Origin of the sequence: Amycolatopsis sp. NPDC051061 (assembly GCF_040682935.1) — a bacterium.
Taxonomy (GTDB): domain Bacteria; phylum Actinomycetota; class Actinomycetes; order Mycobacteriales; family Pseudonocardiaceae; genus Amycolatopsis.
On sequence record NZ_JBFBBZ010000042.1, the window covers coordinates 53,537 to 74,093 of the forward strand.

At 71.7% G+C, this 20,557-nt stretch carries 20 protein-coding genes; 8 read left to right on the forward strand and 12 right to left on the reverse strand.

Annotated elements, in window-relative coordinates; all coding sequences use genetic code 11:
• The first annotated feature begins 4 nt into the window (after positions 1-4).
• Positions 5-844 carry a coproporphyrinogen III oxidase gene (locus AB0N03_RS39670; RefSeq protein ID WP_364383511.1) on the forward strand — a complete coding sequence of 280 codons (840 nt, stop codon included), beginning with the start codon at positions 5-7 and terminating at the stop codon, positions 842-844.
• Between the two features lie 308 nt (positions 845-1,152).
• Positions 1,153-3,720, forward strand: a complete 2,568-nt coding sequence (locus tag AB0N03_RS39675) for a PQQ-dependent sugar dehydrogenase (protein ID WP_364383513.1) — start codon at positions 1,153-1,155, stop codon at positions 3,718-3,720.
• A 48-nt stretch (positions 3,721-3,768) separates the two neighbouring features.
• Here AB0N03_RS39675 and AB0N03_RS39680 read toward each other — a convergent pair whose 3' ends face one another.
• Entirely contained in the window at positions 3,769-4,137 is a 369-nt protein-coding gene (locus tag AB0N03_RS39680) for a hypothetical protein (protein WP_364383516.1), read from the reverse strand.
• Positions 4,138-4,304: 167 nt separating this feature from the next.
• Complete coding sequence (locus tag AB0N03_RS39685) at positions 4,305-4,913, reverse strand: TetR/AcrR family transcriptional regulator (RefSeq protein WP_364383519.1); 609 nt, start codon at positions 4,911-4,913, stop codon at positions 4,305-4,307.
• Between the two features lie 68 nt (positions 4,914-4,981).
• Here AB0N03_RS39685 and AB0N03_RS39690 point away from each other — a divergent pair, with 68 nt between their 5' ends.
• Positions 4,982-5,842, forward strand: coding sequence for a sterol desaturase family protein (locus tag AB0N03_RS39690; RefSeq protein ID WP_364383522.1), 861 nt, complete (start codon positions 4,982-4,984; stop codon positions 5,840-5,842).
• Position 5,843: 1 nt separating this feature from the next.
• Here AB0N03_RS39690 and AB0N03_RS39695 read toward each other — a convergent pair whose 3' ends face one another.
• Complete coding sequence (locus AB0N03_RS39695; protein WP_364383525.1) at positions 5,844-6,827, reverse strand: glucosyl-3-phosphoglycerate synthase; 984 nt, start codon at positions 6,825-6,827, stop codon at positions 5,844-5,846.
• A 160-nt stretch (positions 6,828-6,987) separates the two neighbouring features.
• Between AB0N03_RS39695 and AB0N03_RS39700 the strand changes: the two genes are divergently transcribed.
• Positions 6,988-7,212 (forward strand): DUF6086 family protein, encoded by a 225-nt coding sequence (locus AB0N03_RS39700; protein ID WP_364383528.1) that lies wholly within the window; start codon positions 6,988-6,990, stop codon positions 7,210-7,212.
• 12 nt (positions 7,213-7,224) lie between these two features.
• Here the strand turns inward: AB0N03_RS39700 and whiA are convergent, their stop codons facing one another.
• The 4 genes from whiA to uvrC are packed head-to-tail and all read right to left on the reverse strand — an operon-like array spanning position 7,225 to position 12,066.
• Entirely contained in the window at positions 7,225-8,217 is a 993-nt protein-coding gene (whiA, locus tag AB0N03_RS39705; RefSeq protein WP_285483065.1) for a DNA-binding protein WhiA, read from the reverse strand.
• Positions 8,217-9,209 carry a uridine diphosphate-N-acetylglucosamine-binding protein YvcK gene (gene yvcK / locus AB0N03_RS39710; RefSeq protein WP_364383579.1) on the reverse strand — a complete coding sequence of 331 codons (993 nt, stop codon included), beginning with the start codon at positions 9,207-9,209 and terminating at the stop codon, positions 8,217-8,219. Before yvcK ends, whiA begins: the two co-directional genes overlap by 1 nt.
• A 1-nt stretch (position 9,210) precedes the next feature.
• Entirely contained in the window at positions 9,211-10,068 is an 858-nt protein-coding gene (gene rapZ, locus AB0N03_RS39715) for an RNase adapter RapZ (protein WP_003101350.1), read from the reverse strand.
• A gap of 42 nt (positions 10,069-10,110) precedes the next feature.
• Positions 10,111-12,066, reverse strand: coding sequence for an excinuclease ABC subunit UvrC (uvrC, locus tag AB0N03_RS39720; RefSeq protein WP_364383531.1), 1,956 nt, complete (start codon positions 12,064-12,066; stop codon positions 10,111-10,113).
• Positions 12,067-12,410: 344 nt separating this feature from the next.
• Here uvrC and AB0N03_RS39725 point away from each other — a divergent pair, with 344 nt between their 5' ends.
• A complete protein-coding gene (locus AB0N03_RS39725; RefSeq protein ID WP_364383582.1) occupies positions 12,411-13,190 on the forward strand; it encodes an exodeoxyribonuclease III in 780 nt (259 codons plus the stop codon).
• A gap of 10 nt (positions 13,191-13,200) precedes the next feature.
• Here AB0N03_RS39725 and AB0N03_RS39730 read toward each other — a convergent pair whose 3' ends face one another.
• The 5 genes from AB0N03_RS39730 to rpe all read right to left on the reverse strand — a co-directional run bounded on the left by AB0N03_RS39730 (position 13,201) and on the right by rpe (position 16,849).
• Positions 13,201-13,644, reverse strand: a complete 444-nt coding sequence (locus tag AB0N03_RS39730; RefSeq protein ID WP_364383534.1) for a PH domain-containing protein — start codon at positions 13,642-13,644, stop codon at positions 13,201-13,203.
• A complete protein-coding gene (gene ribH / locus AB0N03_RS39735) occupies positions 13,641-14,147 on the reverse strand; it encodes a 6,7-dimethyl-8-ribityllumazine synthase (RefSeq protein WP_364383537.1) in 507 nt (168 codons plus the stop codon). The genes AB0N03_RS39730 and ribH overlap by 4 nt, the downstream gene beginning before the upstream one ends.
• Positions 14,144-15,472: a bifunctional 3,4-dihydroxy-2-butanone-4-phosphate synthase/GTP cyclohydrolase II gene (locus AB0N03_RS39740; RefSeq protein WP_364383540.1), complete on the reverse strand. Its 1,329-nt coding sequence runs from the start codon at positions 15,470-15,472 to the stop codon at positions 14,144-14,146. The genes ribH and AB0N03_RS39740 overlap by 4 nt, the downstream gene beginning before the upstream one ends.
• The gene (locus AB0N03_RS39745) at positions 15,469-16,098 is read right to left on the reverse strand and encodes a riboflavin synthase (protein ID WP_364383543.1); all 630 of its coding nucleotides are present in this window, start codon (positions 16,096-16,098) and stop codon (positions 15,469-15,471) included. The genes AB0N03_RS39740 and AB0N03_RS39745 overlap by 4 nt, the downstream gene beginning before the upstream one ends.
• Before the next feature lie 79 nt (positions 16,099-16,177).
• On the reverse strand, positions 16,178-16,849 hold the full coding sequence (rpe, locus tag AB0N03_RS39750; RefSeq protein WP_364383584.1) for a ribulose-phosphate 3-epimerase: 672 nt from the start codon (positions 16,847-16,849) through the stop codon (positions 16,178-16,180).
• A 137-nt stretch (positions 16,850-16,986) separates the two neighbouring features.
• Between rpe and AB0N03_RS39755 the strand changes: the two genes are divergently transcribed.
• The 3 genes from AB0N03_RS39755 to phoA all read left to right on the forward strand — a co-directional run bounded on the left by AB0N03_RS39755 (position 16,987) and on the right by phoA (position 20,465).
• A complete protein-coding gene (locus AB0N03_RS39755; protein ID WP_364383546.1) occupies positions 16,987-18,186 on the forward strand; it encodes a histidine kinase in 1,200 nt (399 codons plus the stop codon).
• A complete protein-coding gene (locus AB0N03_RS39760) occupies positions 18,183-18,905 on the forward strand; it encodes a response regulator transcription factor (protein WP_364383549.1) in 723 nt (240 codons plus the stop codon). Before AB0N03_RS39755 ends, AB0N03_RS39760 begins: the two co-directional genes overlap by 4 nt.
• 156 nt (positions 18,906-19,061) lie before the next feature.
• Entirely contained in the window at positions 19,062-20,465 is a 1,404-nt protein-coding gene (gene phoA, locus AB0N03_RS39765) for an alkaline phosphatase (protein WP_364383552.1), read from the forward strand.
• Positions 20,466-20,557: the final 92 nt, after the last annotated feature.

Here is a 20,557-nt window from a genome sequence, read left to right on the forward strand (position 1 = left end):
GGACATGCTTCCGGGTGAGGACGACAGACGTGACGCCGTCAAGGCGATCCTGAATTCCGGCCAGCGTGAGCTGGTCGCCGAGCTGGAACGGCTCGACGGTGGGGCCCGTTTCGGGCGGGGCCGGGCGCGGCTGCTGGAGGACGGTGACGTCTTCGAACGCGCCGCCGTCTGCGTGACGTCGGCGGACGACGGCGCGTTCTTCACCAGCGGGCTGTCGGTCGTGGTCCACCCGCGCAACCCCTGCGTCCCGGCCTTCCAGGCCCACTTCCGGTACGGCGAAGCCGGGGACACCTGGTGGTTCGGCGGCGCCGCGGAGCTCATCCCGTGCTACGGCTTCGCCGAGGACGCGGCGCACTTCCACCGCGCGCTCAGGAACCACTGCGACACGCTCGACCCGGCGTTCCACGCGCAGGCGAAGCGGACCGCCGACGACCGGTTCCGGCTGCCGCACCGCGACGAGGCGCACGGGCTCGGCGGCATCGCGTTCGACCACCTGCGCCCGTCCGGTCCGCACGGCTGGCGGCGCGGGGCCGCGTTCACGGCGGCGGGCATCGCCACGATCGCACCGGCGTACCTCCCGATCGTGCGACGGCGACGGGACCTGCCGCACGGCGAGCGCGAGCGGCAGTGGCAGCTGCACCGCCGCGGCCGGTACGTCGAAGCCGCCCTCTTCCACGCCGCGTCCACCACGCGGGCCGACGCCGAGGCGATCCTGCTGGCGTTGCCGCCGTCGGCCCGGTGGGAGTCCGGCTTCGCGCCGGAGCCGGGGAGCCCGGAAGCGGACCTGGCGTCCTTCCTCGTGCCGCGCGACTGGGCGGCCGAAACCGCCGCCCCGGTCGGCTGAGACCCGAGCGCCCCAAGGCCACATTGGGTGCGTTGAACGCACCGAAGGCCGCCTTGGGTGCGTTGAACGCACCGAAGGCCACATTGGGGCGCTCGGGTCTGGCGCCGGGTGCACGCACCGCTGAGCGGGAAACCCTTCTTCACCAAGGGTGAGCGCCCGTGTCGAGTATTGACACGGCCCGCTCGAAGGGTGTGAGATCCCTCCTATAGATAGGAAACTTTCCTAACTATTACGTCCAGTTCCGGTGGTCCGCCGACCAGTTCCGCCCCGGTCACCCCCTGTCCCCCGACCCACGCAGGAGGCTCCCAGTGGCACCCCGTCCCCCGTGGCGCGTGGTCCTGGCCGGTACCGCCGTCGCGGCGCTCGGCTTGACCGCGCTCAGCCCGGTAAGCGCTTTCGCGGCCGCCGCAACGGATTACGAGTCCGAGAACGCCGTGATCTCCCATGGCGTCGTCGAGTCGAACCACGCCGGCTACTCCGGCACCGGGTTCGTCAACTTCGACAACGTCGCCGGCAGCTACGTCGAATACGCCGTGAACGCCGCGCAGGCGGGCACGCACACCCTGACCTTCCGCTACGCCAACGGAACCGCCGACAACCGGCCGGTGCAGCTCGTCGTCGACGGCGGCGACAAGGGCGCGATCGACTTCCCCGGCACCGGCGCGTGGACGACGTGGAAGACCGTCACCGCCAGCGTGCAGCTCACGGCGGGGGTCAACAAGATCCGCACCACCGCGACCACCGCCAACGGCGGCCCGAACGCGGACAAGCTCACCGACACGTTCACCGCGCCGAGCGACAGCGAACCGCCGTCGCCGCCGTCGAACCTCAAGGCGAGCACCATCCTTCCGACCGCGGCGACGTTCTCCTGGACCGCCGCGACCGACAACGTCGGTGTCGTGCGTTACGAGATCAACCGCGGCGGCAACATCCTCGAGACCGTCGACGGGACCACGACGAGCGCGACCGTCGACAACCTGACCCCGAACACCGCCTACGACATCTCGATCGGCGCGTTCGACGCCGCGGGCAACCCGTCGCAGCAGAGCAACGTGGTCACCTTCACCACGCCGCCGAGCGACGACACCACCCCGCCCACCGTGCCGGGCAACCTGCGCTCCACCGGGGTCACCGCGAACAGCGTTTCCCTGGCGTGGAACGCTTCCACCGACAACGGCGGCACGGTCGCCGGGTACGACGTCTTCCAGGGCACCACGAAGGTCGCGACCACGACGTCGCTCGGGACGACCGTCACCAACCTGAACCCGAACACCTCGTACACCTTCACGGTCAAGGCGCGCGACCCCGACGGCAACAGCTCCGCCGCGAGCAACGCGGTCACCGCCAAAACGAGCGCTCCGGGCGGCGCCGGGGGCATCCCGGAGTACGACAAGGACATCGCGAAGGTCGACCTCGGCTGGTCGGTGGCCTTCCTGCCGAACGGCAACGCGCTGGTGACCGAGCGGGACCGGTTCGAGATCCTGCTGGTGACGCCGTCCGGCCAGAAGACCACGCTGGGCAAGGTGCCGGGCGCGGTCGGCACCAACGGCGAAGGCGGCCTGCTCGGCCTGGCCATTTCGCCGAACTGGGCGAGCGACCACGCGGTTTACGTCTACCACACCGCATCCGGTGACAACCGGATCGTGAAGATGACCTACGACGGCACCACGCTGTCCTCGACGTCGACGCCGGTGCTGACCGGGATCGCGAAGAACCGCTACCACAACGGCGGACGCATCAAGTTCGGCCCGGACGGCAAGCTCTACGCCACCGTGGGCGACGCGAAGAACAGTGACAACGCGCAGAACAAGAGCTCGCTCAACGGGAAGATCCTTCGGCTCGACCCCGACGGCTCCGCGCCGAGCGACAACCCGTTCTACGCCACCGGCGGCAACGCCCGGTACGTCTGGAGCTACGGCCACCGCAACCCGCAGGGGCTGGCCTGGGATTCGCGCGGCCAGCTATGGGCGGCGGAGTTCGGCGAGAGCAGCCAGGACGAGCTCAACCTGATCCAGAAGGGCGGCAACTTCGGCTGGCCGAGCTGCGAAGGCACGCAGGGCAGCTGCAGCGGCTTCATCGCCCCGAAGAAGACGTGGCCGACGTCGCAGGCGGGGCCGTCCGGGCTCGAGATCGTCAACGACTGGATCTACATCGCCGGCGTCACCGGCGAGCAGATGTTCGCCACGCAGATCAACGCGGCGGGCACCGGCATCGGCACGGTGTCGACGCTGTTCTCCGGCCGCTGGGGCCGGTTGCGCTCGGTCACGAAGACCCCGGACGGCGGGCTGTGGCTGACGTCGACGAACAACGACAAGAACGGCGGCACCCCGTCGGTGCTGGACAACGTGATCGTGCGGCTGAAGTTCCCCGGCGGCGCCACCCCCGGTGACTTCAAGCTGACCAGCTCGGCGTTCGCCGACGACGCGACCATCCCGGACAAGTACACCTGCGCCGGCGACGGCACGGCGGGCCAGGACCCGTCGCCGCCGCTCGCGTGGGGCGCTTCCACCGGCGCGAAGGCCTACGCCGTCGTGTTCGCCGACGTCGCCAACAGCGGCAACAAGCTGCACTGGGCGATCTGGGACGTTCCGGCGTCGGCCCGCGCGCTGCCGGAGAGTCTCGGCGCGGGGTACGCCGTGCCGGGCCAGGGTGGCGCGAAGCAAAAGGCCATGGGTAGCGGGGCGAACGCGCAGAAGTTCTTCGGCCCCTGCCCGGGCGGGTCCAGCCACCCGTACACGTTCACGCTCTACGCCCTGAACACCGCGACGGTCCCCGGCCTGAGCTCGTCCTCGACGATGGCCCAGGTCGAAACGGCGGTCAAGGGCGCCTCGGCGGGCAGCGTCGTGCTGCGCGGCAAGTCCAGCGCGGCTGCCTAGAAGCCGCGGCAGGGGTGACCGGAGCGGCGCCGGTCACCCCTGCCGCGCTCACCCCTGTTCGGCGAGGCTGCGCAGGTGGCTGTCGACGTCGAAGCCGTGTTCCTCCAGGCGCCGCCGGGCGAGCAGGAGCTCGTCCGGGGTGAACAGGTCGGCGTACTCCGCGTGGAGCATCGTCGCCTCTGAGCTGCGGCCGAGCTGGTTCTTCTCCCAGAGCACGGTGAACCCGCCGGCGGTGCCGGCGCCGCGCAGCAGCAGGCGGGCCGCTTCGACACCGCCGTGCTCGCGCACCATCCGCTCGAACTGGGCCGGCCGGTACCCGTAGTCCTTGGCCAGGACCCGGCAGCCGTCGAGCAGGTCCTCGGTGAACCGCGCGGCGAGGCGGGGATCGACCGGGACGGGAGCGGCTGGTTCGGGCATGGGACACCTCTCGACAGGATGGCTTCCCTGATTAATCGCGAACGAGACCGGTTTCGCTACGCCGTTCGGGCAAGCGGACGGTAAACAACACTCTCCGTATCCCGAACACGGTTCACCGCACCCGATCGAGGGTCGCTACCGGCATGGCCGGCCTGCCCACCCCCGGGTCACCAGCCGAACAGGCCCTCCATGATCCGCGAGCACCGCGCCGTCATCGCCACCGCGTCCTCGTCCGGGCGATCGATCCACCAGCTGATCAGGGAGTCCACGACCCCCGTCCACACCTGCGCGATCGCCTCGATGTCGACCGGGTCGGCCAGCCCCCGTGACGTCATCAGCTGCGTCGCGCCCAGCAGGGCGAACGCGTCCAAGCGGCGCCGGTAGTCCGCCGCCGCGGCCGCGATGTCGCCCGTCGCCGGGACCGTCTCGTCGCGCAGGAGGCGCCACGCGTAGCGGTCGTAGTCGAACGTCGTGAAGATCGCCGAGAGGACCTTCAGCGGCATTCGCTCGGGCTCGCCGCCCTCGGCCATGGTCGTCGCGACGCCCTCGGTCAGCCGGTCGCCCGCGCGGTGCAGGCAGGCCAGGTAGAGCCCGTCCTTCGAGCCGAAGTACTGGTACAGCAACGGCTTCGTGACCCCGACCCGGCGCGCGATCTCGACCATCGACGCGCCCGCGTAGCCCGCGCGGCCGAACTCCTCGGTGCCGGCCACGACGAGCTGGGCCTCCCGCTCTTCGCGGGGCATGCCCTTGGTCCCGACCGCCCTTGACTCCGTCACGCCGGAGAGCCTACCGTGCGTAAAGTGACCCCAGGGTAAGTTACCGTCAGGTCAGATAAGGAGGCGACGTGGCCGAGTTCCTGGCGCACCTGCGCGACCCCGTGCTGTTCGCGACCCCGGTGTTCCTGCTGTTCGTGGCGATCGAAGTCGTCGCGGTGCACGTGCTCGGGCACGACGACAACGTCATCGGTTACCGCCCGGCCGACACCCGCACGAGCATGCTGATGGGCACCGTCGCGGTCGGGGTCAACGCGCTGTTCCGGCTGGCGATGCTGTTCGTCTTCGCCGCGCTGTTCGAGCTCGCGCCGGTCAAGTTCGACCCGCGCGACTGGTGGACGTGGGTGCTCATGCTGCTCGGCCAGGAACTGGTCTTCTACGCCTACCACCGCGCCAGCCACCGCGTGCGGCTGCTGTGGGCCGGGCACCAGGTGCACCACTCCAGCGAGCACTACAACTTCTCGACCGCGCTGCGCCAGAAGTGGACGCCCTACTTCCAGCTGCCGTTCTGGTCGGTGCTCGCGCTGTGCGGGATCCCGCCGTGGATGATCCTGACCGGCCTCTCGATCGACCTCGTCTACCAGTTCTTCGTGCACACCGAGAAGATCGAAAAGCTGCCGCGCTGGTTCGAATACGTCTTCAACACCCCGTCGCACCACCGCGTCCACCACGGCAGCGACGCCGAGTACCTGGACGCGAACTACGGCGGCATCCTGATCATCTGGGACCGGCTGTTCGGCAGTTTCGTGCCGGAAGGCCGGCGACCGACGTACGGGCTGACGAAGAACATCGAGACGTACAACCTGCTCAAGGTCGGCTTCCACGAGTACGGCTCGATCCTGCGCGACCTCCGCGCGGCCCGGACGTGGCGCGAGCGCGCGGGCTACCTGCTCGGCCCGCCCGGGTGGCAGCCCGCGCGCGTGCCCGCCTGACCTACGCCGTTTCCCGCAGCGCGTGCGCCGGCAGGCTGTCCAGCGGCGGGCGCTGCGGCGACGTCAGGTCGGTCAGGACGAGTTCGCGCTCGACGCCGCCGGTCGAGGTGCCTCGCTGGAACTGGGCGAGGATCGTCGCGGGCGGCACCGCCGTGACCAGGCGGTCGTAGCGCTCCAGGCGATCGAACAGCGTCTGCATGATCTGCCCGGACATCCGGCCCAGCGCCTGCGTGCTCTGGTGGCGGTGCACGCGGTGGCCGAGGTCGACCTGCGCGAGCGCGTCGAGGCCGCGCAGCTCCAGCAGGTCGATGAGGTGCCCGATCTCGACGCCGTAGTTGACGACGAACGGGATGCTCTCGAGCACCTCGCGGCGCCCCGCGTACTCGCCGGCGAGAGGCTGCACGAACCCGGCCAGCTCCGGCCAGAACATGTTGAGCAGCGGCCGGGCGACGAGCTCGGTGACGCGGCCGCCGCCGTCCGCCTCGGCACCCAGCGGGCGGTGGTAGAAGCCCTTGACGTAGGCGATGGACGGGTCGGTCAGCAGCGGGCCGAGCAGCCCGGTGACGTAGTCCGTGGTGAAGTCGTGGAGGTCGCCGTCGACGAAGACGACGAGATCGCCGGACGTCGCGGCGACGCCCTTCCACAGCGCTTCACCCTTCCCCTGGTGTTCGCCGAGGGCGGGGAAAACGGCGCCCTGCGCGACGACGTCCGCCCCGGCCGCGGCGGCGACTTCCGCGGTGGCGTCGGTGGAGTGGCTGTCGACGACGAGGATTTCGTCGACGAGCACACCCTGGAGTTCGTCGCGGATGGCGGTGACGATCGCCCCGACGGTGGCTTCCTCGTTCCGGGCCGGGATGACCACGGAGACGGTGGTGCCGCGTTTGGCCGCGACGAGCTCCGCGGTGGTCCGGTCGCCGGCCTTGCTGCTGCGCCGGTCGAGCCAGGTGCCGACCTCCGGCGTCACCTGCAGGCGTGCGTTGCGCATGGGTTTCCCCTTCCCTCGGTCGCTTCCGAGGTTCGAGGTCCCGCGTTTCGGCGATCGCGCCGCGGTGCTACCGGAGTGTTACGAAGTGGCGGGTCCCGTTAACGCGGCGGGGCGCAAATCGGCTGACCGGCACGGGCCGGGCACCTTAGGCTCACCGCCGATGAGCCACTACTTCAGCATCGGCGGGACCGGCGTCCGGAACCCGTCCAACGGTCCCGGGACACTGTTCACACGCCTCGCGGAGGCGCTGGTCCCGCTGGCCGGACGGCCCTCCGGGATCGGCGTGACCCCGGGCGATCCCGACGACCACCCGATCGACGGCGCGACGTTCGCGGAGTTCGTCGGCGCGCTGGTCGCCGAGTACGAACGCGCGATGCCGATGTGATCGAGCGACGACTCAGGCGTCTTCTTCCTCGAGCATCTCCGGCGTGACCGCGGACTCGGTGTCCGGGATGTTCAGGTCCTTGGCGCGCTTGTCCGCCATCGCCAGCAGGCGGCGGATGCGCCCGGCCACGGCGTCCTTCGTCATCTGCGGGTCCGACAGCTGGCCCAGCTCCTCCAGGGACGCCTGCCGGTTCGACAACCGCAGCTTGCCCGCCGCCAGGAGATGGTCCGGGGCCGTGTCGCCGAGGATCTCCAGCGCGCGCTCCACCCGGGCCGCCGCCGCCACCGCCGCGCGGGCCGAGCGGCGCAGGTTCGCGTCGTCGAAGTTGGCCAGGCGGTTCGCCGTCGCGCGGACCTCGCGGCGCATGCGGCGTTCCTCCCACTGCAGCACACTCGTGTGCGCGCCCAGGCGGGTCAGCAGCGCGCCGATCGCGTCGCCGTCGCGGACCACCACGCGGTCGGCGCCGCGGACCTCGCGGGACTTCGCCTGGATGCCCATCCGGCGCGCCGCACCCACCAACGCCAGCGCCGCCTCCGGGCCCGGGCAGGTCACCTCGAGCGACGACGAGCGGCCCGGTTCCGTCAGGGAACCGTGGGCGAGGAACGCGCCCCGCCACGCCGCTTCCGCGTCGGCCACTCCCCCGGACACCACGGCCGCGGGCAGCCCGCGCACCGGGCGGCCGCGCTGGTCGATCAGCCCGGTCTGCCGGGCCAGGCCCTCACCGTCCTTGACCACGCGCACGACGTACCGGGTGCCCTTGCGCAGCCCGCCGCTGGCGGTGATGACGTGGACGTCCGAATGGTGGCCGTACAGCTCGTGGATCTCCTTGCGCAGCCGTCGCGCGACCGAGCCCGTGTCCAGCTCCGCCTCCACGACCACCCGGCCGGCCACGATGTGCAGCCCGCCGGCGAAGCGAAGCAGCGACGCGACCTCCGCCCGGCGCGGCCCGACCTTCGTGATCTCCAGCCGGCTCAGCTCGTCCTTCACCGCGGCGGTCATCGCCATTACTGCCCCTCCCTGCCTTTCGCTCCTCCCCCGTGCTCCCCGCCCCTGCCGAGACCGAGAGCCTCCCGCATGCATCGCGCGAGCGCATCAGGATCATGCCGTCCCGCCACTTCCGGGTCGCCCACCGCCCCCAGGTGCGCGTGCCCGCCGAGCCGTTCCGCCGCGCGCCGGAGATTCGCCGGGTCGGGCACGGAATCGCGGTCCGCGATCACCGCGTCGACCCGCAGATCGGGCGCGTGCTCGAAGAGTACGTCCAGGTGCCGCTCCGGCGAGAACCCCGCGGTTTCCCCCGGCTGGGGGACAAGGTTGAGCACGAGCACCTTCGTCGCGGTGGTTTTCACGAGCGCGTCGTGCAGGCCCGGCACCAGCAGGTGGGGTAAGACGCTCGTGAACCACGAGCCCGGACCGAGGAACACGACGTCGGCGTTCAGCACCGCCTCCACCGCTTCCTCGCACGCGAGCGGCGGGCGCCCCGAGCCGCCCGGCGCCCGCAGGCTGACGCGCTGCACCTGACCCGGAGTCGAGGCCACCGCGACCTGCCCGCGGATGGTGCGAAGCGCGTCCGGGTCTTCGCTGTCGAGCCCGCTGACCTGGCCCACGATCTCCAGGGGCTCCGGCGACATCGGCAGCACGCGGCCCGAGACGCCCATCAGGCGGCAGGCCTCGTCGAGCGCGGCGACCGGATCGCCGAGCACCTCGAACAGCCCGGCCAGCAGCAGGTTGCCCACCGCGTGCCCGGCCAGCGCGCCGTCGCCGCCGAAGCGGTGCTGGAACACCTCGGCCCAGAGCGTGCCGCCGTCCTCCGCCGCGAAGGCGGCGAAGGCCTGCCGGAGATCGCCCGGCGGCAGCAGCCCGAGCTCGCGCCGCAGCCGGCCGGACGACCCGCCGTCGTCGGCCACGGTGACGATCGCGGTGACGTCGGGGGTCACCCGCCGCACCGCGGACAACGTGGCGTGCAGTCCGTGGCCGCCCCCGAGGGCGACCGCGCGCACGTTATTCACGACCAAGGTCGCGGTGCACCACCTTCACGGCCATTCCGTCCTCTTTGGACAGACGCTGGGCGAGCTCGACCGACAGCGCCACGCTGCGGTGCTTGCCGCCGGTGCAGCCGACGGCCAGCGTCAGGTACCGCTTGCCCTCGCGCTTGTACCCGGCGCCGATCAGCCGCAGCAGCTGGTGGTAGCGGTCGAGGAACTCCTCGGCGCCCTCCTGCGACAGGACGTAGTTGCGGACCTCGCCGTCGAGGCCCGTGTGTTCGCGCAGCTCCGGGATCCAGAACGGGTTCGGCAGGAACCGGACGTCCATCACCAGGTCGGCGTCCATCGGCAGGCCGTACTTGTAGCCGAACGAGAGCACGGTGACCCGCGTCTGCGTGCTCGCCTCGGAGCCGAACGCGTCTTCGATCTTGGCCCGCAGGTCGTGCACCGAAAGCGACGACGTGTCGAGCACCAGGTCGGCCTCTTCGCGCAGCGGCTCCAGCAGCGTCCGCTCCGCGGTGATGCCGTCGGCGAGCCGGCCGTCACCCTGCATCGGGTGGCCGCGGCGGACGGCCTCGAACCGCCGCACCAGCACGGCGTCGGTCGCCTCCAGGAACAGCACGCGCGGCTTGTAGCCCCGGGCGTCCAGGTCCTTGATGACCGACGCGAGGTCGTCGGTGAACGCGCGCGAGCGCACGTCCATGACGACGGCCACCTTCGTGATCGCGCCGCGCGCCTGCGCGCCCAGCTCGACCATGGTGGCGATCAGCTCCGGGGGCAGGTTGTCGACGACGAACCAGCCCAGGTCCTCCAGGCACTTGGCCGCGGTGCTGCGGCCCGCCCCGGACAGCCCGGACACGACCGCGACCTCCATGCCGGACCCGCGGATCTCCTCTTGCGCACTCACTGTGTTTCCCTACTCCCCTGCTTTCGGACCCGCACCGGACTCCCCGGCCAGCGCGGCGACCACGGCCTCCGCGGTGCGCCTGCCGAAGCCGGGCACCGCCTCGATCTCTTCGATCCTGGCCTGCTTGAGCTTCTTCACCGAGCCGAAGTGCTTGATCAAGGCGGTGCGGCGAGCCTGCCCCAGCCCGGGCACACTGTCCAATTCGGACGTGATCAGCCGCTTGGAGCGCTTCTCGCGGTGGTAGGCGATGGCGAACCGGTGGGCCTCGTCGCGCAGCCGCTGCAGCAGGTACAGCCCCTCGGACGTCCGCGGCAGGATCACGGGGTCGGGGTCGGCGGGCAGCCACACTTCTTCGAGCCGCTTCGCCAGCCCCACCACGGAGATGTCGGTGATGCCGAGCTCGGCCAGCACGTCGGCGGCCGCGGTGGCCTGCGGGCCCGCGCCGTCGACGACCAGCAGGTTCGGCGGGTAGGCGAACTTCTTCGGCCGGCCGGTCTCCGGGTCCAGGCCGGGCTTCGACGAGTCCGTCTCTTCCGCGGTTTCCTTCAAGTAGCGGTAGAACCGCCGGCGCACGACCTCGGCGATCGACGCGACATCGCCCTCTTCGGCCGCCTCGCGCAGCGCGAAGCGCCGGTACTCGGACTTGCGCGCCAGCCCGTCCTCGAAGACGACGAGCGACGCCACGACGTCGCTTCCCTGGATGTGGCTGATGTCGATGCACTCGATGCGCAGCGGCGCGGTGTCCAGCGCCAGGAACTCCTGCAGCTCGGTCAGGGCCGCCGAGCGCGCCGTCAGGTCACCCGCGCGGCGCAGCTTGTGCTGGGTGAACGCCTCCCCCGCGTTGCGCTGGACGGTCTCGGCGAGGGCCTTCTTGTCGCCGCGCTGCGGGACCCGCACCTGGACCCTCGACCCGCGCAGCCCGGTGAGCCACTCCGCGACCGCGTCGGCGTCCGCGGGCAGCTCCGGCACCAGCACCTCGCGCGGGACCACCGGCCCCGCGTCGACGTCGTCACGGGCGTCCAGGTCGGCCTCGTCGCCGTAGAACTGGGTGAGGAAGTGGTCGACCAGCGCCGGGACGTCCATCTCCTCGGCCTTGTCGATCACCCAGCCGCGCTGGCCGCGGACCCGGCCGCCGCGCACGTGGAAGACCTGGACCGCGGCTTCGAGGTCGTCGTGGGCGAACGCCACGACGTCGGCGTCCGTGCCGTCGCCGAGCACCACGGCCTGCTTCTCCATGGCCCGCCGGAGCGCGCCGAGGTCGTCGCGCAGCCGGGCGGCGCGCTCGAACTCGAGCTCTTCGGAGGCGGCGGCCATCTCGGTTTCGAGGCGCTTGATCATGACGTCGGTCTTGCCGGCGAGGAAGTCGCAGAAGTCCTCGACGATGTCGCGGTGCTCGTCGGCCGACACGCGGCCGACGCAGGGTGCCGAGCACTTGTCGATGTAGCCGAGCAGGCAGGGCCGCCCGATCTGGCCGTGGCGCCGGAACACCCCCGCCGAGCAGGTGCGCGCCGGGAACACGCGCAGCAGCAGGTCGAGCGTCTCGCGGATGGCCCACGCGTGCGCGTACGGCCCGAAGTACCGGACACCCTTCTTGCGCGGGCCGCGGTAGACGTGCAGGCGCGGGAACTCCTCGTTCAGCGTCACCGCGAGCACCGGGTAGCTCTTGTCGTCGCGGTAGCGGACGTTGAACCGCGGGTCGAACTCCTTGATCCAGTTGTACTCGAGCTGGAGCGCCTCGACCTCGGTGCTGACGACGGTCCACTCGACGCTCGCGGCCGTGGTGACCATCTGCCGGGTGCGCGGGTGCAGGCCGGAGAGGTCGGCGAAGTAGGAGTTCAGCCTGCTGCGCAGGCTTTTCGCCTTGCCGACGTAGATGACCCGCTTGGTCGCGTCGCGGAACTTGTACACGCCAGGGGCCTCCGGGATGCTTCCCGGAGCGGGTCGGTAGGTGGTCGGGTCAGCCACCACCCCAGCCTATGCAGTGGCACCGACAGTTCTCGGCGGCCCCCCGCTGTCCGGTCCGCAGGAAGTCGGGTCTTCGCCCGGTTCCGACTTCGGTAGGTGTCGCCCGGGGTGACGCGGTGGTTACTTTCCGACCGGCCGGTGTCGCGCTGACCCTCGCGGGTGGCGCCGTCGCTTCCGCCGGCGGCCGGCCCAACATCGTCGGCGGCACGACCGCGCCGGCCGTCTCCTGGGTGCTGACCGCGGTGCACTGCCTCGACCAGGACGGCTCAGGCGGCCCGCCGGGACGACCGCGGACGTCGGAGCTTCGGCGTTTGTTGTCGGTGGGGTGTGGGATGCTCGCGGGCATGCGGATCGCCACCTGGAACGTGAACTCCATCATCCCCCGCCTGCCGCGCGTGCTGGAGTTCCTGGAGCAGACGGCGCCGGACGTGCTGTGCCTGCAGGAGCTGAAGAACGCGACGGAGAAGTTCCCGGCCGCCGAGGTCGAGGCGCTCGGTTACGAGGTCGCCGCGTACGGGCTGGGGCGCTGGAACGGCGTCGGGATCGTGTCGCGCGTGGGGCTGTCCGACGTGGTACGCGGGCTGCCGGGTGAGCCGCAGTTCGACGGCGCCGCCGAGGCGCGCGCGATCGGGGCGACCTGTGGGGGCGTGCGGGTGTGGTCGGTGTACGTGCCGAACGGGCGTGAGCCGGACAACCCGCACTACGCGTACAAGCTGGAGTGGCTGGACTCCTTGCGGTCGTTGGTGGCTTCGGAGCTTTCCGCGGATGGGCCGTTCGCGGTGCTCGGGGACTTCAACGTGGCCCCGACGGATGCGGACGTCTGGGACATCGCGGTGTTCGCGGAGTCGACGCACGTGACCAAGCCGGAGCGGGACGCGCTGGCCCGGCTGCGGGACCTCGGGCTGTCGGACGTGTTCCCGCGGCCGTTGAAGTACGACCATCCCTTTACCTACTGGGACTACCGGGCGGGGAACTTCCCGAACAACAAGGGGATGCGGATCGACCTGGTGTACGGCAACGAGGCTTTCACCGGTGCGGTGACGGATTCCTATGTGGACCGCAACGCGCGCAAGGGGAAGGGCCCGTCGGACCACGCACCGATCGTGGTGGACCTGAACCTCTGACCAGCCGGGCTCAGCCGCCGGTGGCGGCGCGGTGCAGTTTCCGCAGTGCCCGCACCGCTTCCACCGCCCGGCCGCGATCCACGGCCTGCACCGCCATCACCGCGTGGTACTCGTCGTCCGGCAACTCCAGCCGCGCCCACGAAGCACCATCGGGAAAACTCACCGAAAGCACGTCGCTCCACGCGAACCGCCGGGTCACCAGCACGTTCCGGACCTCGATGCCCTCGGCGTCCGCCCGCACCCGGGCGATCGCGAACAGCATCACGCCGCACGCCAGCAGGATCCCGATGCCGATCATCGCCGCCTGGTCGGAACGCTGGAAGTGGACGCCGGTGTTGCCGTTGCGCAGCAGCACCGCCACCACCACGAACACCGCCAGCAGCGCCACCGCCAGCACGCCGCACATGATCAGCGCGCGCCGGGGGCGGACCACCAGGAGAGTCTGCACGCTCACACGAAACCCCGCTCGGTCCACGGCTGGCGCAGGCTCCGCAGCACGTGCGCGGAGTCCAGGGCCGCCACCGTCGCCTCGTAGCCCTTGTCCTCCTTCGAGCCCGGGCGGCCCGACCGGTCGACGGCCTGCTCGTGCGTGTCGCACGTCAGGACGCCGTTGCCGACCGGGGTGCTCTCGTCCAGTGCCACCCGGGTCAGGCCCGCCGTCACCGCGTCGCACACGTACTCGAAGTGCGGGGTGCCGCCGCGGATGACCACGCCCAGCGCCACCACCGCGTCGTGGTTGCGGGCCAGCGCCTGCACCACCACCGGGAGCTCGATCGCGCCCGCGACGTGGACCACCGTCGGCTCCTCCTCCAGCTCGGCTTCGCGAGCCGCGGCGAGCGAGCGTTCCAGCAGGACGTCGGTGATGTCCGCGTTCCACCGCGTCGCCACGATGCCGAGCTTCAGGGACTTGCAGTCGGACAGGTCCAGCGAGACCTCGGGACGGCCTTCGCCGCTCACAGTGCTCCTCCGTCGGGGTGCTCGGTGCCCGCGCCGACCTGGTCGTAGTGCTCCAGCTGGGCCAGGTCGTGCCCCATCCGGTCGCGCTTGGTCCGCAGGTAGCGCAGGTTCTCCGGGTTCGGCGAGATCGGCAGCGGCACCCGCCCGGTGACGCGCAGGCCGTAGCCCTCCAGGCCGATCCGCTTGGCCGGGTTGTTCGAGAGCAGCCGCATGGTGCGGACGCCGAGGTCGCAGAGGATCTGCGCGCCGGTGCCGTAGTCGCGGGCGTCGGCCGGGACACCCAGCGCGAGGTTCGCGTCCACCGTGTCCGCGCCGTCGTCCTGCAGCTGGTAGGCCTGCAGCTTGTGCAGCAGGCCGATGCCGCGGCCTTCATGGCCGCGGATGTAGAGCACGACGCCGCGGCCTTCGGCGGCCACCGCTTCCAGGGCCGCTTCCAGCTGCGGGCCGCAGTCGCAGCGCAGCGAGCCGAAGACGTCGCCGGTCAGGCACTCGGAGTGGACGCGCACCAGGATGTCCTGGCCGTCGCCGATCTCGCCGTAGACGAACGCGACGTGCTCGATGCCGTCCAGCAGCGAGTCGTAGCCGACCGCGCGGAACGTGCCCGCGGCGAGCGGGATGCGCGCCTCGGCGACGCGCTCGACCTGCTTCTCGGTGCGGCGGCGGTAGGCGATGAGGTCGGCGATGGTGATGATCGCCAGGTCGTGGTCGGCCGCGAACACCTCGAGCTCGTCGCGGCGCGCCATGTCGCCTTCGTCCTTCTGCGACACGATCTCGCACAGCACGCCGGCGGGCGCGAGCCCGGCCATCCGGGCCAGGTCGACCGACGCCTCGGTGTGCCCGGGGCGCCGCAGCACGCCGCCGCCCTTGGCCCGCAGCGGCACGACGTGCCCGGGACGGCGGAAGTCCTTCGCCGTCGACGCCGGGTCGGCCAGCAGCCGGATCGTGTGCGCGCGGTCGGCGGCGGAGATGCCGGTGCTGATGCCCTCGGCGGCGTCGACCGTGACGCTGTACGCGGTGCCCCGCGCGTCCTGGTTCGTGTGGTACATCGGCGGCAGGTCCAGCCGGTCGGCCTCGGCCTCGGTCAGCGCCACGCAGACGTAGCCCGAGGTGTAGCGGACCATGAACGCCAGCAGCTCCGGCGTCGCCTTCTCCGCCGCGAAGATGAGGTCGCCTTCGTTCTCGCGGTCCTCGTCGTCGACCACGACGACCGCACGGCCCGCCGCGATGTCCGAGATCGCCCGCTCGATGGCGTCGGCGTCGAACACCGCCCCGGTGCCGCACGGGGTCCAGCCCGCCTCGGGCTCTGCCGCACTCGACTCACTCATGACCGCTCCTCCGTGCCGCTGTCCCGATTCTGCACCTGGTCGCGGATGTGTGCCTCGGCCAGCTTCTCCACGTACTTCGCGACCACGTCGACCTCGAGGTTCACCAGGTCGCCGGCCTCCCGGCCGCCGAGGGTGGTCACTTCGAGGGTGGTCGGGATCAGCGCGACCTGGAACCGGTCGCCGGTGACCGCGGCGACGGTCAGCGAGATCCCGTCGACCGCGATCGAGCCCTTCTCCACCACGTACCGGGACAGGTGCTCCGGCAGCGCGAACGTCGTGACGCCGTTCTCGTCGCGGCCGAGGAACACGCCGGTCCCGTCCACGTGGCCCTGCATGATGTGCCCGCCGAGCCGGCCGCCGGCCGGGGTGGCGCGTTCCAGGTTGACCCGGTCGCCGGTCGCGACCTTGGCCAGGCTCGAGCGCTGCAGCGTCTCGTTCACGACGTCGACGGTGAACTCGCCGTCGGCCACGTCGACGACCGTGAGGCACACCCCGCTGACCGCGATCGAGTCACCGTGGCCGGCGTCGCTGGTGACCAGCGGGCCGCGTACGCGCAGCCGTGCCGCGTTGGTCAGCTGTTCGACCGCGGTGACCTCGCCGATCTCCTCGACTATGCCGGTGAACACGTCCGCTGCCTCCTTGTGAGCCGGTCCTTCCATCCAACACCCGCCGCGACCCGGAGGCTTCTCCGGTGCCGCTGCGGGGTCAGCCGGCCCGGCCGCGGGCCGCCTGCTCGCGCAGCGCGGCGACCGCCTTGCCCGGGTCGCCCGCGCCGTAGACGGCGGACCCGGCGACGAAGCAGTCGACACCCGCCTCGGCGGCCTGCTCGATGGTCTCGGCGTTGATCCCGCCGTCGATCTCGACGACCAGCTTCAGGTGCCCGGTGTCGATCAGCCGCCGCGCGGTGCGCACCTTCTCCAGCACGTCGGCGATGAACGACTGCCCGCCGAAGCCCGGCTCGACCGACATGATCAGCAGCGTGTCGTAGTGCTTGAGCGCGTCGAGCCACGGCTCGAGCGCGGTACCCGGCTTCAGCGACAGGCCGGCCTTCGCGCCCGCGGCGCGCAGGTTCTTGGCCAGCCCGATCGGGTCCTTCGCGGCTTCGGCGTGCACGGTGACGTTGTAGGCGCCGGCCTCGGCGTACCCGATGGCCCAGCGGTCCGGGTCGTCGATCATGAGGTGGCAGTCGATCGGCACGTCGGTGCTCGCGAGCAGGGCCTTCACCACGGGCAGGCCGAGGGTCAGGTTGGGCACGAAGTGCGCGTCCATGACGTCGACGTGGACCCAGTCGGCGCGGGTCTCCCCACCGCCGGCCACGGCGGCGATCTCCTCGCCGAGCCGGGCGAAGTCCGCGGACAGGATGCTGGGGGCGATCAGGGGTCGGTCTGCCACGTCCCGAGTGTAGGAGGCCCGCGCTAACGGTTGCTAACCGGTTGTGACGGATCTGGCGTACGACCAGGATCTGGCTCCGCAGGGGGAAGCACCGGCACCGGGCCGTCCCTAGTCTCGACGTCATGTCCGGTTTCCCGCGTTCCCTGCTGCGCCCCGCTGCCTACCTCAGCGTGCCCTATGCCTTGCTCGGAGCGGCGCTGACGCTGCCCGCGTTCCCCTTCGCGCTCCTCGTGGCGCTCGTCCCGGGGCCTCCCCAGCTGCACTTCGTGCTCGCGCTGAGCGCCCTCGCGCTCGTGGTGGGGCTCGCCGGGCTGGCGGGGCCCACGCGGCGCTTCGGGGTGGCCGTGGCCAACGCCCTGCTCGGCACCGACCTGCCCGCGCCGGGGCGGGCCCGGACCGCCTGGCCGGACCGGCTGCGCTCGGCCGCGTGGCTGGTGCTGCACACCGGGCTGGGCGGCCTGCTGCTCGCGATCGAGGGGACGCTGCTGCTCGGCGTCCTCATCCCGGCGATGTGGCTCGGCGGTGACCAGGGGGAGTTCTCGTTCTTCGGCGCGACGGCCGCTCCCGGGCCGTGGACGGTCCCGGTCGCCTTGGTCATGCTCCTGGCCGCGCTGCTGGTGGCGGTCGCGGCCACCCGCGGCTTCCGGGCGGGGGCGACGGCGCTGCTCGGGCCGTCCGCGACCGAACGCGCGGCGCTCGCCGAACGCCGCGCCGCCGTGCTCGCCCAGCGCAACCGGCTGGCCCGCGAGCTGCACGACTCGATCGGGCACACGCTGACGACGTCGACCATCCAGGCGGCGGCCGCGGCCGACCTGGTCGAGGCCGACCCCGCCCAGGCGCGGCGCGCACTGGGCACGATCGAAGAAGCGTCTCGAAGCGCCCTCGAGGACCTCGACCACGTCCTCGGCCTGCTGCGCGAAGAACCCGCGGCCAAGGAGCCGGCGCGCACGCTGACCGAGGTGGACGTCCTCGCCGTGCGGGCCCGCGACGCCGGGCTCGACGTCCGGCTGAGCGTCACCGGGCCGGTCGCCGCGCTGCCCGCCGCGGTGTCGCGCGAGGGCTACCGGATCGTCCAGGAGGGCCTGACCAACGCGCTGCGCCACGCCGGACCGGGCGGGGTCGACGTCCGCGTCGAGGCCGGACCGGAGCGCCTGGCGATCGCCGTCGTCAACGCCCTGCCCGGCGTGGGGCCGCGGCCCGGACGGCGCGGGCTGGCCGGGCTCGCCGAGCGCGTCGAGGCCCTGCGCGGCGAGCTCGACGCGGGTCCGGACGGCGAGCGGTGGCGGCTGAGCGCGACCATCCCGCTGCGGACGGGCGCGTGACGCCCACGGCGCTCCTGGCCGACGACGAGCCGCTGGTCCGCACCGGCCTGCGGGCACTGCTGGAGCAGCAGGGCATCACCGTCGTCGGCGAGGCGGCCGACGGCGCCGAAGTGCTGGCCGCGGTGCGACGCACCCGGCCGGACGTCGTGCTGATGGACGTCCGGATGCCCGGTATGGACGGCATCGAGGCCACCCGGCAGCTGCTCGCCGCGACAACCGGGGCTTCGCCCCGGGCCGGGGGCTCCGCCACCCGGACCCCCGAACCGAAGTCCGAGCTGGCCGAGCCGCCGAAGGTCCTCGTCGTCACGACGTTCGACAACGACGACTACGTGCACGAGGCGCTGCTGGCCGGGGCGAGCGGGTTCCTGCTCAAGCGGGCGCGCAAGGAGGAGATCGCGCACGCCGTCCGGACCGTCGCCGCCGGCGAGTCGCTGCTGTTCCCCGAAGCGATCCGGCGGCTGGTGGGCGGCCGCGTGCCGAGCGGGCGGTACGCGCGGGCGGCGAAGACGCTCACCCGTCGCGAGGCCGAGGTGCTGCGGCTGGTCGCCACCGGACTGTCCAACTCCGACATCGCGGCCGCGCTCGTGATCAGCCTGGAGACGGTGAAGACCCACGTGGGCAACATCTTCGGCAAGCTCGGCGCGGCCAACCGCAGCCAGGCGGTGGTCATAGCGTACGAATCGGGCATCGTCCGGCCGGGGCACCTCGCCGGTCAATAACCGACGTGCTCCCGGTCACCTCCGTGAAGCCAGGTGTTCGGGCAGCCGCCACCCGCCGCTCACCTCTCGTCCGTGCACGCCACACATGCACCAGGACTAATAGCCCGTGTCCGGAATCCGGGCTCTTACCTCCCGAAGTCCCCAATGAGGAGAAACATGGCTTCGCTGCTCACCGGCCGCCGCCGGTGGCTGGTCGCGGGCGCGCTCGGCGCCGCGCTGGTCGCCGCCGCCCCGGTCGCTATCGCCGCCAACGGCTCCGACAGTGCCGACAGCGACAACGCGCGCTCGTCGGCCGGCACCGGTGACCGCACCAACGACGTCCGCTCCGCGATCCAGGGCGGCCCCGCCCGCAACGTCATCCTGTTCCTGGGTGACGGCATGGGCCAGTCGGAGATCACGTCCGCGCGCAACTACGAGCGCGGCGCCGCCGGCCGGCTCGCGATGGACGAGCTGCCGCTGACCGGCGACTACACCACCTACGCGGTCGAGCAGAACAACCCCGGCAAGCCGAACTACGTGACCGACTCGGCCGCGTCCGGCACCGGCTGGGCCACCGGCGTCAAGACCTACAACGGCGCCATCTCGGTCGACGCGTACGGCAACCCCGTGCCGACGATCCTCGAGCTGGCCAAGCGCGGCGGCCTGCGCACCGGCGACGTCACCACCGCCGAGGTCCAGGACGCGACCCCGGCCGTGCTCGGCTCGCACGTCGTCAGCCGCGACTGCAAGGGCCCGGTCGAGACGACCGCCAAGTGCGCGGTCAACGCCAAGGAGAAGGGCGGCGCCGGCTCGATCTCCGAGCAGCTCGTCCAGACCCGCCCCGACGTCCTGCTGGGCGGCGGCGCGACGTACTTCGACCAGACGGTCACCGCCGGCAAGTTCAAGGGCAAGACCGTCCTCGACCAGGCCAAGGCGGCCGGCTACAACGTCGTGAACACCGCGGCGGACCTGGCGGCGGCCAAGAAGGGCAAGCCGGTCCTCGGCCTGTTCGCCAAGAACAACATGCCGGTGAACTGGATCGGTCCGGCCGCGGTCCACGGCGGCACCCCGCCGTCGCGCTGCACCCCGAACCCGGTTCTGCCGAAGACCCAGCCGAAGCTGGCCGACCAGACCCGCAAGGCGCTCGAGCTGCTCGACGACCGCCACTCGGACAAGGGCTTCTTCCTGCAGGTCGAGGGCGCGAGCATCGACAAGCAGGACCACGCCGCCGACCCGTGCGGCCAGATCGGCGAGACGATCGACTTCGACGCGGCCATCGCGGCGGGCACGGCGTTCGCCCGCAGCCACCCCGACACGCTGGTGCTGGTGACCGCCGACCACGGCCACAGCTCCCAGATCGTCGAGCCCACCGCGACCCCGGGCCTGACCGCCACGCTGATCACCAACGAGGGCTCGAACATGACCCTCGCGTACGGCACGGCGGAGACGGGCGGCTCGCAGTCGCACACGGGCACCCAGGTCCGCATCGCGGCCATGGGCCCGCAGGCGGCCAACATCGTCGGCCTGACCAACCAGACCGACCTGTTCGGCACCCTGAAGCGCGCTCTTCGCCTGCGCTGAGTTTCCCGCCCCAAGTCCGTGAAGGCCACCTTGAGGAACTTGAAGTTCCTCAAGGTGGCCTTCACGGCATTCGCGACCGGGATGGTGGGGCT

Coding starts and splice junctions, on each gene's coding strand:
- AB0N03_RS39695 (WP_364383525.1), bottom strand. CDS start 6,827: ATGCGCAACGCACGCCTGCAGGTGACGCCGGAGGTCGGCACCTGGCTC.
- AB0N03_RS39740 (WP_364383540.1), bottom strand. CDS start 15,472: ATGAGTGAGTCGAGTGCGGCAGAGCCCGAGGCGGGCTGGACCCCGTGC.
- AB0N03_RS39670 (WP_364383511.1), top strand. CDS start 5: ATGCTTCCGGGTGAGGACGACAGACGTGACGCCGTCAAGGCGATCCTG.
- AB0N03_RS39680 (WP_364383516.1), bottom strand. CDS start 4,137: ATGCCCGAACCAGCCGCTCCCGTCCCGGTCGATCCCCGCCTCGCCGCG.
- AB0N03_RS39725 (WP_364383582.1), top strand. CDS start 12,411: ATGCGGATCGCCACCTGGAACGTGAACTCCATCATCCCCCGCCTGCCG.
- AB0N03_RS39755 (WP_364383546.1), top strand. CDS start 16,987: ATGTCCGGTTTCCCGCGTTCCCTGCTGCGCCCCGCTGCCTACCTCAGC.
- whiA (WP_285483065.1), bottom strand. CDS start 8,217: ATGGCGATGACCGCCGCGGTGAAGGACGAGCTGAGCCGGCTGGAGATC.
- rapZ (WP_003101350.1), bottom strand. CDS start 10,068: ATGGAGGTCGCGGTCGTGTCCGGGCTGTCCGGGGCGGGCCGCAGCACC.
- phoA (WP_364383552.1), top strand. CDS start 19,062: ATGGCTTCGCTGCTCACCGGCCGCCGCCGGTGGCTGGTCGCGGGCGCG.
- AB0N03_RS39700 (WP_364383528.1), top strand. CDS start 6,988: ATGAGCCACTACTTCAGCATCGGCGGGACCGGCGTCCGGAACCCGTCC.